Origin of the sequence: Pseudoalteromonas sp. S1650 (assembly GCF_005887195.1) — a bacterium.
Lineage (GTDB): Bacteria > Pseudomonadota > Gammaproteobacteria > Enterobacterales > Alteromonadaceae > Pseudoalteromonas > Pseudoalteromonas simplex.
The window spans coordinates 1-11,293 of sequence record NZ_PNDF01000080.1; the positions used below are offsets into that span (position 1 = coordinate 1).

An 11,293-nucleotide genomic window follows, 5' to 3' on the forward strand; every position below is an offset into this window, starting at 1 on the left:
ACTATAGAGGGTTATCGGGCTACGACGATATAGTGCATGAAGTTTCAAAGGCATGGAATCACTTTATTTCAATCCCGGATCGAGTGAAGAAAATGTGCAATCGGGAATGGATTAAATTGATTTAATCTTTATGCGGAATGGTATAAAATGGCTTACTTCACCTTGCGCTAATTCGTCTTTTATTAATGAGCTTTGTCTCTTCATTGTGCATGACGAATTACCACGCTGTTGGGTTTCGCTTCGCTCTACCCAACCTACGCCAGATTTCCAAACTTTACTCTTGCAACTTTCCCCTCGCTAACTTTATTCTCGCAACTCACTCACACTGCTGTATTTCTCTCACATCGCCGCGGCCATCGCTTAGGTAGCATTGTTCTAGCAACGAGCAATAGCAGATCTCGGTTTTGATGCTATTACGTTGCTTGTTTACTTTGTCCCATTGAGTTTCATTAAATCCCGTTCGCTTGAAACCAAAAAGTTTAAGTTTGCTGCCAGATGCCAGTAACCGGTTATCACTGGCACTCGTCATAATCCAGCCAAATGCTTCGAAAATATTTATGTCGGGAGAATCATCTTGCAGAGTTTGTAGCTGTGTTTCATATGCTTGTGTATCAAAACAGCATGCAGAAATTACTTTATAGATATCTAAATATGATTGGTCGTTATAATGATACTTCACGTACTTTACTATCGCAGGTCCTGAGCCTGAATTAGTGAGTACAAAGGTGATTTCAGATTGATTTTTTTCTTCATTAAAATTCCCCGTCATTACTTCGAGCCATGGCCAGGTTGCGGCTTTTACTTGTCGTTCTGCGGCGCTGGCTTGCAAGTAAGTGGCATAAAAGGAGGCTGCTGAAATTATAATTGCGCAGAGTGCGAGAAATAGGTTTAGCCGCTCGTTGGTAAACCATGCCTTGCGCTGATTGCTGGCTGGTTGAGTGTTTTGCTGGGTAGTCTTTGTTTGCTCTTCAACGTTGGAGTCTTGCTCTGATTTAACGGTTGAACAGCTTGCGTCCTGTTGCTGATTATCCATAATTTTTAATTGTTGTTTTTATAGACTAATAAAGATACAACTTTAATTGGATAGATAAAAGAGACAGGGAGTAAAACTCCCTGATTTGGTATTAACTATTTGAGATAAATACGGTGAGCTTTTCACCCACTCTTAAGCTATCTCTTGAAAGGTTATTCCATTGTTTGAGTTTAGTGATACTGACTTTGTATTGCTTTGCAATCTTCCAAAGGCTGTCGCCAGATTTCACCTTATACTCGATTTGTTGATCAGCCAATTGCGGCAATATCAGTTTTTGACCAATACGAATGGTGTTTGTTTTTAGGTTATTGAAGGTTTTCAGCTGGCTAACTGTTACTTTATAGTTCTTTGCAATCACACTTAAGCTATCACCGCGTTTAACTGTGTAATGTTGCCACTGGCTATAATCATTGCTTTTTTGGTTAGCTAAAAGAGTTTGATAACTTGCTTGCTGATCTTTGGGAACCACAATATGTGGCGCATCAATCACAGCTGGGTATCGGATAACACCATGGTTTAGCTCTTCTAGCTCTTGCCATTTCGCTTTGTCTGCCAAGATCACGGCCCCAGTCACTGGTAAGGTCGCAATAGCCTGCTCATTTTTAATGGCAGGAAATATCATTTTTTGGTGCTTTAATAATTGTGCTGCGGCCAGTAACTTAGGCACGTATTGTTTGGTTTGCGATGGTAGCTTTAAGCTAAAGAAGTCCGTCGACTTGCCTTGTTTTTTGTTACGAGCAATTGCCTGTAATACACGCCCTTCACCAATATTGTAGGCAGCAATAGCGTGATACCAATCGCCATCAAAGCGTTTATAAAGGTATTCCATAAAATCCAAAGCTGCGCGGGTGCTGTCGATCACATCTTGGCGACCATCATACCAAGGGGTAATTTTTACTTTGAAGTATTTGGCGATTGAGGGGGTGAGTTGCCATAAACCCGATGCATGTTTGTGCGAATAGGCACTGGCATCAAAATCGCTCTCTATAAGCGGCATTAGAGCGAGTTCTATTGGTAAGTCACGGTTTTCTACTTCTGTGACGATATGATACAAATACGGCGCTGCACGGCGGCTTATTTCTTCCATGTAATTTGGATGAGTAAGGTACCAAGCAATGCGCTTTTGCACATCTGGGTGACTTGAATCGCTAAACTGTAGTTGAATGCGAATACGCTGCCATACGTCATCAAGTTCACTTGGTTTGAGCGGTGTCACCGCGTCTACTTGTGCTGTTTTAGCTTCTGCAACCACAGTGCCTGGATTGGCTTTGATGATGGGCTTCTTTTCGGGAAGTGACTCAGGGGCAGTCTGACAGCCTGTTACAATAAAAGAAACAACAACAAGGCCTAAAAATCGATTTAAAAACACGTATTAAAATACTCCGTTAACTTAGGTGCGGGTAAACTAAAGCGCCTAAGCTTAACATAGGGTGAGCTAAAAATGACCATTAGATTAACAAGCTCGCTAACTTACTCACCCAATTGAAATTAAAACGAAATACTAACTTGTAACCCAGCATAACCATGGTTTTGCGCTTCCCAATAGCGGCTGTCTATTTCTCGGGCTCTGGCATAAATCTCTATTCTGAATGGCTTTGAGTCCACGCCCATGCCCACACCAACATAGCCATCAATATTATTGTGGTCGTCATCATAGCGGTCTCTGTAGTCGTGGTCATCTCGGTCGTCGTATACAGCAAGCTCAATTAAATCTAACCCCACTTCGCCATAGACAAAAAAGTCACTGAAATAGCCAAATTTGATGCCGCTATCTAAGGTGAGAAATGTCTCCCGATCACCTTTTTTAGTAAATACTTCTGCTGAGCCTAGTGCCGTTGTAAATGCTGCGCCGAAATTACTGTAGTTATTTTTAGCCATAACTTCGATGCCGGCTGAGGTGATTGAATCAGTACTATTATGCTCTGATTTAACAAACAGGTTCATATTAGGGCTGTCATAAATACCAGCAAAGCTTGTAGCAGGAATGAAGGCAAGTGAAGAAAACAGTGCTAAGGCGAGATACTTCATATTGGTTAATCCATTAAACGTTAATGGGTACATGATACCAAATAGCGCCTTAGCAAATTGTAAGTAAGTGTTCTAACTATGTAAGTTAGCCGAACACGCAGCGAAAGCAGGCTCCTTGCTGGCGTTTGATATATACCAAATCGCCGCCATGATTGAGCATGATCTGGCGCGATAAACTTAAGCCTATTCCTGAGCCTTGTTGCTTGGTAGTAAAAAATGGCACAAAAATCATCTCAATCACATGATCGCTGATACCTGTACCATTGTCACTGACCTCTAAATACAGTTGCTGATTAGCATTTTGTGCAATGCTTACCTCAATGCACTTTGCTGACTTTGAAGTATTTAACTGCTTAAGGACATCAAGGGCATTGGTAAGCAGGTTTATTATTACTTGTTCAACTTGGCCTCTATCTATCATTACTAACTGTTGGCTTTGCACCGATAAATTCAACGTAATATTAAGTTGCTTAGCTTGTTGTGAGTGCAGAGCGACAACTTGCTTGGCAAGATCTGCCAGAATATGTGGCTGTAAGTGTGGGGCGGGTAAGCTACTAACCTTTTTAAATTGCGCTATAAATTCCCCTAAATGCTCGGTTCGTGATGCGAGTGTTGTTAGGGCGAGTTGCAAGTCTTGTTTATCTTCCTGATCATCAAAACTAAGCTCAGTTGGCAGCAGCGCCGTACAAGTTTGTGCTAAAGAAGAGAGTGGCGTAATCGAATTAGCAATTTCATGGGTTAGTACTTTGGTAAGGCGCTTATAAGCTTGTTGCTCTTTTAATTGCAGCTGATCATGAATCGATTGCAAACTGATCACTTTACGAACTTTACCTTGGATTTCGGCAATACTGATCTGCACAGATAACGTATCGTGCTGCTCACCATTTTGCCATGGCACGGTATTACGGCTATTTTGTTTTGCGTCTTGAACGAGGTTTGCGATTACACCTAAATCATCGATGTGCTTTACAGCCTGCCCAAGCAAGCGACTGACCGCAGGGTTACTTTCAATAATATTGCCTTGTTCATCACATACTAATACTGCTAAATCGATATGAATTAATAGTGCTTGTAAGAACTGAGCTTGTTGCTCTGCATTAAAACGTGCAGCCTGAATTTGTTGTTTAACCTGCTCAAATTGCTGCTGCATAGGGTGTTGGTCGCCAAAGCCTAATGTGCTGTCTCCATTCGCTAAAGCGCGAAACACCATATCTGCACGCCTTGTTTGGCGTTTAAATAAATTAAAAATTTGCGCGGCACATACCAAATTTAAAATTACTAAAAGTGCCGAAATTGCAGAAAACCCGCTCTGCTCTACTTGCCAAAACAAAGTAATTGATAAACCTATTAATGCAGCTAATAGGCTGGCTAAGATAATAAAATTTCGCATCGATTAAAGTCCGTATTTTTCTAAACGACGATACATGGCTCCGCGTGTTAGGCCGAGCGCTTTTGCTGCATGACTCACGTTCCCTTGAAAATGCTTTAAAGCTGCACGAACGGTTCTCTGCTCGATGATTTCAAGATCAAAAGTGTCGTAGTTAGTGGCGTTTGAAGAGAGCTCACTTGTGCTAACAGCAGCATTTGGTGAGCTTATCACCGAGCTTATATCAAGCTCTGAGCCTTCTGAGAGGATGACTGCTCGCTCAATTGCATGGGCAAGTTCACGGACATTGCCAGGCCAATGATACTGACTTAAACGTGTCATATCAGATGCTGCAATCGAGAGCTCACGTTTGTATTTATGTGCAAAGTGCTGCAAGTAGTAGTTACACAGTAATGGAATGTCTTCACTACGCTCACGCAGAGCTGGCAAACGGATCTCTACGGTATTAACACGGTACAGTAAGTCTTGCCTAAATTTACCTTCAGTAACTGCTTGTTCGAGGTTTTCATTGGTTGCACAGATCAAACGAATATCAATATCGATGACTTTAGAGCCACCAACCGGTGTTATTTGCCTGTTTTGTAGTGCCGCAAGTAGTTTAACTTGTTGGTTAAGCGGTAAATTACCTAGCTCGTCTAAAAATAAACTACCACCATGAGCAAGCTCAAATCGGCCGATGCGATCTTCCTTCGCGCCAGTAAACGCCCCTTTTTTATGGCCAAATAGTTCGCTTTCAAACAGGCTTTCGGCCAGTGAGCCCATATCTAGACTAATGAAAGGCTGGTTTTGGCGCTGACTTGCATTGTGGATTGCATGGGCAGTGAGTTCTTTACCTGTGCCACTTTCGCCACTAATCAATATGTTGGCATCTGTGTTGGCTGCTTTGTCGATAACCGAAAAAACCTGCTGCATGGCATCACTTTGGCCTAAAAACTCAAATGGTTGATTGCCGATTGACTGCTGCAAGGCCTGCTTTTGTTTTGTGAGCTTACCAACTTGCTGCTTGTCTTTAGCGTGTGAAAATGCCGCTGCAACAGCACCGAGTAATTGCTCATTTTGCCAAGGTTTGGCAATAAAGTCAGAGGCACCAGCTTTAATTGCTTCGACAGCTAGCTGAATATCGCTGTAGGCCGTCATAAGCAGTACCGCAATATTAGCGTCTTGGCTCATGATTTTTTTTAGCCAGTAGAATCCTTCTTTGCCACTAATTGAGTCTTGCGTGAAGTTCATATCGAGTAACACAACATCTATGGACTGATCCGCCTCATGCTGTGCGTTAATGATACCTTCGATATCAAAGGGGTTATCTGTGGTTTTTACAACCTGATAATGCTGCTTTAAAAGTAATCGTGCGGCGATAAGTACGTCGGGGTTATCATCGACGATAAGAATTGAACCTGCTTGTTTCATAACTATTTATTATTATTCCTTTATGGGAACACTAAGACTAATTGAAAATAGTAACAGTGTCCATTTATGGACGATATATGGGTTTTGAACTGTTCTATAAGCGGACACTTAATTATATTCATCTTTATTGGTTTTAATGTAAGTTGTTGTAATTTAATGAAAATAAAAGTTGGCACAAGAGTTGTTTTATCTATAGGTAATTAGCACCTAGATAACTTAAAGGCGTCAACATGGATAAGAAAATTACACGCTCAAATAACAAAGCATTTTTTAAGAAATCAATCATTGCAGCAGCATGTTTAGCTGTTGCGGCAGCAGCTTATGGTTTCACACAAACTGAGCAAACAGGTCGTAGTCAGCAAGTAACCGCGACAAGCTTAACGATTAGCACAGTACAACAAGGTGAATTTGTTGATGCTTTAAGTCTTCGTGGTCAGGTTATGCCTCGCACTACAATTTACCTAGACACCATTGCCGGAGGCCAAGTCGAAGAGCGACTTGTTGAGCAGGGTGAGTTTGTTAAAAAAGGCCAACCACTTGTGCGTTTAAGCAATACCAATTTGCAGCTTGATGTAATGAGCCGTGAAGCACAGGTGACTGAGCAGCTTAACTTTTTACGTAACACGCAAATGAATATGGAAACCAGCCGTTTAAACTTACGCCGTGATTTGCTTGAAATTGATCTTAAAATTACGCATTTATCGCGCCGCTTAAAACAAACTCAGCCGCTAGTGAAAACGGGTGTGTTAGCACAAGAGCAATTATCTGAAATTCAAGAAGACTTAGCGTATTACAAAGCGCGTAAAGAACTAACTCTTGAGCGTCAAAAGCAAGAAAACAGTATTCGTGAAGTTCAGGTAGCTCAGTTAAAAGACAGTGCCGACATGTTAGAGAAAAACCTACAGTTTGCACGTAAGAACCTTGAAAACCTACTCGTAACAGCACCTGCTGATGGTTATTTAAGTGAACTTGATGTGGAAATTGGTGAATCAAAAGGCCGTGGTGCTCGCCTAGGGCAGATTGATATTCCTAATGAATACAAGCTAGTTGTGAGACTAGATGAGTTTTACCTGAGCCAAGTTCAAACAGGTATGCAAGTGCTTATTGAGCATGAACAAGGCGAAATTGCGGCAACAGTTAGCAAAATTGATAGTCGTGTTCAGCAATCACAGTTTCAGGTTGAAGTCGATTTACCCAATGGTACGAGCAACATAAAACGCGGACAAAGCCTTGATGTGCAGCTGATGCTAGGTGATAGCAAAGGCACTGCCTTATTACTTGAACGCGGCGCATTTTTTACCAGCTCAGGAGGTAACTGGGTTTATGTCATGGAAAAAGATGGCAATCGTGCAGTACGAAAAGACATTCGTCTTGGCAAAAAGAATCAAAACTATTATGAAGTGTTAAGTGGCCTAAGCGCCGGAGATCGCGTGATCACCTCTAGCTACAGCAACTTTGATAAAGCACAACAACTACAATTTTAAGGATAAAAACAATGATTAAATTAACTAACTTATCACGCGTGTTCCGTACTCAAGATGTTGAAACAACAGCGCTTAACAACATTAACTTACATGTAAACGAAGGCGAGTTTCTTGCCATTATGGGGCCATCTGGCTGTGGTAAATCAACATTACTCTCTATTTTAGGTATGTTGGATTCGCCATCAGCAGGCAGTTTTGAGTTTTTAGGCGAAGACATCGCAGGGTTTGGTGAAAAACAATTAGCGGCACTTAGAAAAGCGTCGATTGGTTTTGTTTTCCAAAGCTTTAATTTAATTGATGAATTAACAGTATTTGAAAACGTTGAGCTGCCATTACAGTATCAAAATATCTCAAAAAGTGAACGTAAACAGCGAGTAGAAGAAATTTTAAAACGTGTTGCAATCGACCATAGAGCAGATCACTTACCGCAACAGCTATCGGGCGGTCAGCAGCAACGTGTAGCGGTAGCCCGAGCTCTTGTGATTAATCCAAAACTTATCTTAGCGGATGAGCCTACGGGTAACCTTGATTCAAAAAATGGTGATGAAGTCATGGCGATGCTGCGTGAGCTAAATCGCGAAGGTACCACGGTAATTGTGGTTACTCACTCAGAAAAAGAAGGCAATTATGCTGACCGTTTAGTGCGCTTACTTGATGGCCAAGTGATGGTTGATAAAGCTAACCGTGTTCAACAAACAGCAGAGGTGGCATAACATGATTTTAAGTTATTTGATCACCGCGCTGCGTGCGTTTAAAAACCAAAAGCAGCACTTTATTTTAAATGTTCTGGGTTTAAGTGTGGGCTTAGCTGCGGCAATTCTAGTTGCTTTATTTGCAAAAAATGAGCTTTCGTACGATAGCCAACAGCCTCATGCTGAGCGTGTTTATCGCGTTGGCCAGGACTTCTCAAAACTTGGTTTAGCTGTGGTGCCTATTTTTAATTATGTGCAGTCAAAGCAGGCTGAAGATTACAGCCAAGTTGAAGAAGTGTTCGGATTAACTATGGTCGAGTTGACTCGTGAAGCCATGGTTGATGTGAGTTACCGCAATCAAGGCTATAAGTTAAATGCCTTATATGGTGCTACAGCAAATATTGAAAACTTTATTGCTCTGAAAACGCTGGCGGGTGATTTAACAACAGCAATGAGTACACCAGACAGCCTAGCTTTAAGTGAATCAGAAGCACTGCGCATTTTTGGTCGCACCGATGTGATTGGTGAAACACTTACGCATGAACAAGGACAGTACACGGTGCGTGCCGTGTTTGCAGACTTAAAAGACAACACTCACTTTGCCTTTAAAAACCTTGTTTATGTTAAGCATGATCCAAGCAAAATAGACATCAACAGTAGTTATGTTTATATGCGTGTAGCAGAGGGCACCGATACCGATGCATTAGCTAAAACCTTAACAAAGCGCTTTTTTAGCAATTCGATGCTGGAGCAAGTTAGTTTAGAGCTACACCCATTACTTGATTTACATCTAACGGCTAAATCACCGTTTGAGATGAAAGCAGGTGGTGCTAAACAAGTGGTGATGATCTGTGTTGGTTTAAGCGTGTTACTTATTCTTATTGCAGGTTTTAACTTTATTAATATGACCATCGCTCAATCGACGAAACGTGCAAAAGAAGTGGGTGTGCGTAAAGCGCTTGGCGCAAGTAAAGGCCAGTTAGTAACGCAGTTTTTATCTGAATCTGTGTTGGTATCAATACTTTCAATGGTGATTGCTTGTGCTTTAGTGGAGCTACTTTTACCAAGCTTTAATCAACTAGTAGACCGCGAATTGGTCGTGAATTATGCCTCTGAATTTGGCATTGCAATTATTGTGGTCGCAATTGCTGTGGGCATATTAGCTGGGCTTTATCCTGCATTCTTTATTTCGTCATTCAGTGCAAAACGCGTTTTAAGTGGAGACTTACAACGAGGTAATACTGCAATATGGGTTCGTAAGAGCTTACTAACCTTACAGGCTTCACTAGCAATAGGTTTAATCATTGCCTCTATTACTTTGTTAAAGCAATTAACTTACTTACAAAGCTTACCTTTAGGCTATGAAACGACACAAAGATTGGTTATTTCAGAGCTACCTGTAGGCGAAGTATTCACAAAAGAAAAAAATGCCTTAGTTAACCGTATTAGTGCAATTCAAGGCGTACAGCAAACAACAGTTATTGATACCCGTTTAACTGTTTCAATCAATAATACACTTATGCCAACGTGGCCAAATGGTGAAGCATCTGGCAGCTTAACGCCTGTTGTAGGTGCAAGCTACGATGTTGTAAAAACGCTAGGGTTAAAACTGGTTGCTGGTCGTGACTTTAGCCGTGAGTTTGCCGGTGACTGGGCAAGCCGTGAAAATGGAGTAACAAGTACGGGTACCATTGTGACTGAATCTGTCGCAAGGCAAGCGGGTTACACTAATATGAGTGACATTATCGGTAAGGTTATTAAAGACTCAGGTCGCGGCATAGATATGCGTGTTGTAGGTGTGGTTGAAGATGTAAAAGTAGGTAATGCTAAAGATGCCAACTCAAATATTATGTTCTTATGTGGCTTTAACTTTTTATCACCTGTATCAGAATTAATTTTAACGATTGATCAGCAAAACTTGCCTTATATTAAAGCTCAGATCGCTGAAGTATTAGCAAGCTCAGCCAATATCTATGAGCCAAAAATCAACTTACTCGCAGACAACTACAAAACTCTGTTAAAAGGTGATGAGCGAATTTCGAATGTCGTTTTAATCTTTACTGGCCTTGCAGTGTTCTTAACTTGTTTAGGTACCTTTGGTTTGGCTTCGTTTGCAACAATGCGTCGTCAAAAAGAAGTGGCCGTTCGAAAAGTGCTAGGTGCATCTCGCATCAGTATCGTAAATATCATTGCTAAAGAGTTCTTAGTGCTGGTGGCGCTCAGTATTGCTATTGCGTATCCAGTGACTTACTTGTTAGTTGGTGATTGGTTAGCAAACTTTAATGACCGCATTGAACAAGCTGTATGGGTGTATTTAGTTGCCGCCGTTGCTGTAGCCACTATTACCTGGGTTACCGTTGCAAGTTTAGCCTTTAAGGCCGCAAGCACCAGACCATCACTTATCTTACGATATGAATAACAGTTAACTAACTCCCAACTATAAGCCCAGCAATACAGCTGGGCTTTTTTAGTTTTAAATGCTTATTGAGGATGGCTGTCACCTACGTAGGGCTATTTTTTGTCGCCATAAATGACGACCTACGGTAGGACGTGCTTTAGCGCGTTAGTATGTATTCTTTGCTACTATAAATGACAACCTACGTAGGGCGTGCTTTAGCGCGTTAGCATGTATTTTTTGTCGCCATAAATGGCGACCTACGTAGGACGTGCTTTAGCGCGTTAGCATGTATTCTTTGTCGCCATAAATGACGACCTACGGTAGGACGTGCTTTAGCGCGTTAATCTACTATATTTAATGTTCTACAATTTTATGAAAAAGGATTTTTCATGAGCTGGAGTCATTTAAAGAAAGGACGAGTTTCAATTCAATCAGGTGAATATTTCATAACATTCAACTGCCATAACCGAAAAGCATTGTTCACTGATCATAACTTAGCAAAAGTATTTTGTAGGTGTATTGAAAGAAATGAACTATTGCATCAATGCTGCTGGTTAACTTGGGTGCTTATGCCCGATCATTTTCATGGTTTATTAAGGCTTAGCGATAGTAGCTTGGGTAAAACAGTTGGTCATCTAAAAGGTCTTTCTGCTAGAGAGATAAACAAGATACGTTGTTTTTCGCAAACGGTGTGGCAACCTGCTTACTATGACCATGCACTACGTGAAGAAGAAAGTAGAATAGCTGTAGCCAGATATATCGCAGCAAACCCTTTGCGAAAAAAGCTAGTTGATAATTTAGGTAGTTATCCATATTGGAATTCTGTTTTCTTGTGATTGGTTGTCGCCATAAATGACGACC

9 protein-coding genes are annotated in these 11,293 nt (G+C 41.3%); 4 read left to right on the forward strand and 5 right to left on the reverse strand.

Annotated elements, in window-relative coordinates; genetic code table 11:
- Positions 1 to 316 precede the first annotated feature (316 nt).
- From CWB80_RS19330 to CWB80_RS19350, 5 genes are all read right to left on the reverse strand, one after another.
- Complete coding sequence (locus CWB80_RS19330; protein WP_138599151.1) at positions 317 to 1,033, reverse strand: hypothetical protein; 717 nt, start codon at positions 1,031 to 1,033, stop codon at positions 317 to 319.
- Positions 1,034 to 1,124: 91 nt separating this feature from the next.
- Positions 1,125 to 2,402, reverse strand: a complete 1,278-nt coding sequence (locus tag CWB80_RS19335; RefSeq protein ID WP_105180972.1) for a LysM peptidoglycan-binding domain-containing protein — start codon at positions 2,400 to 2,402, stop codon at positions 1,125 to 1,127.
- Positions 2,403 to 2,521: 119 nt separating this feature from the next.
- On the reverse strand, positions 2,522 to 3,061 hold the full coding sequence (locus tag CWB80_RS19340; protein ID WP_138599150.1) for a hypothetical protein: 540 nt from the start codon (positions 3,059 to 3,061) through the stop codon (positions 2,522 to 2,524).
- An 85-nt stretch (positions 3,062 to 3,146) separates the two neighbouring features.
- The gene (locus CWB80_RS19345; RefSeq protein ID WP_054552243.1) at positions 3,147 to 4,451 is read right to left on the reverse strand and encodes a sensor histidine kinase; all 1,305 of its coding nucleotides are present in this window, start codon (positions 4,449 to 4,451) and stop codon (positions 3,147 to 3,149) included.
- Positions 4,452 to 4,454: 3 nt separating this feature from the next.
- Positions 4,455 to 5,858: a sigma-54-dependent transcriptional regulator gene (locus tag CWB80_RS19350; protein ID WP_138599149.1), complete on the reverse strand. Its 1,404-nt coding sequence runs from the start codon at positions 5,856 to 5,858 to the stop codon at positions 4,455 to 4,457.
- A gap of 230 nt (positions 5,859 to 6,088) precedes the next feature.
- Here CWB80_RS19350 and CWB80_RS19355 point away from each other — a divergent pair, with 230 nt between their 5' ends.
- The 4 genes from CWB80_RS19355 (at position 6,089) to CWB80_RS19370 (ending at position 11,268) form a co-directional block, all read left to right on the forward strand.
- Positions 6,089 to 7,342 carry an efflux RND transporter periplasmic adaptor subunit gene (locus CWB80_RS19355; protein ID WP_138599148.1) on the forward strand — a complete coding sequence of 418 codons (1,254 nt, stop codon included), beginning with the start codon at positions 6,089 to 6,091 and terminating at the stop codon, positions 7,340 to 7,342.
- An 11-nt stretch (positions 7,343 to 7,353) separates the two neighbouring features.
- Positions 7,354 to 8,055: an ABC transporter ATP-binding protein gene (locus CWB80_RS19360; protein WP_054552246.1), complete on the forward strand. Its 702-nt coding sequence runs from the start codon at positions 7,354 to 7,356 to the stop codon at positions 8,053 to 8,055.
- Position 8,056: 1 nt separating this feature from the next.
- Entirely contained in the window at positions 8,057 to 10,453 is a 2,397-nt protein-coding gene (locus CWB80_RS19365; protein ID WP_138599147.1) for an ABC transporter permease, read from the forward strand.
- 368 nt (positions 10,454 to 10,821) lie between these two features.
- Entirely contained in the window at positions 10,822 to 11,268 is a 447-nt protein-coding gene (locus CWB80_RS19370; protein WP_082389219.1) for an REP-associated tyrosine transposase, read from the forward strand.
- Positions 11,269 to 11,293: the final 25 nt, after the last annotated feature.

What these genes read in the sequence shown, in the direction of transcription:
- CWB80_RS19365 (WP_138599147.1), top strand. Translation starts at nt 8,057, where the DNA reads ATGATTTTAAGTTATTTGATCACCGCGCTGCGTGCGTTTAAAAACCAA.
- CWB80_RS19345 (WP_054552243.1), bottom strand. Translation starts at nt 4,451, where the DNA reads ATGCGAAATTTTATTATCTTAGCCAGCCTATTAGCTGCATTAATAGGT.
- CWB80_RS19355 (WP_138599148.1), top strand. Translation starts at nt 6,089, where the DNA reads ATGGATAAGAAAATTACACGCTCAAATAACAAAGCATTTTTTAAGAAA.
- CWB80_RS19340 (WP_138599150.1), bottom strand. Translation starts at nt 3,061, where the DNA reads ATGAAGTATCTCGCCTTAGCACTGTTTTCTTCACTTGCCTTCATTCCT.
- CWB80_RS19330 (WP_138599151.1), bottom strand. Translation starts at nt 1,033, where the DNA reads ATGGATAATCAGCAACAGGACGCAAGCTGTTCAACCGTTAAATCAGAG.
- CWB80_RS19350 (WP_138599149.1), bottom strand. Translation starts at nt 5,858, where the DNA reads ATGAAACAAGCAGGTTCAATTCTTATCGTCGATGATAACCCCGACGTA.
- CWB80_RS19360 (WP_054552246.1), top strand. Translation starts at nt 7,354, where the DNA reads ATGATTAAATTAACTAACTTATCACGCGTGTTCCGTACTCAAGATGTT.
- CWB80_RS19370 (WP_082389219.1), top strand. Translation starts at nt 10,822, where the DNA reads ATGAGCTGGAGTCATTTAAAGAAAGGACGAGTTTCAATTCAATCAGGT.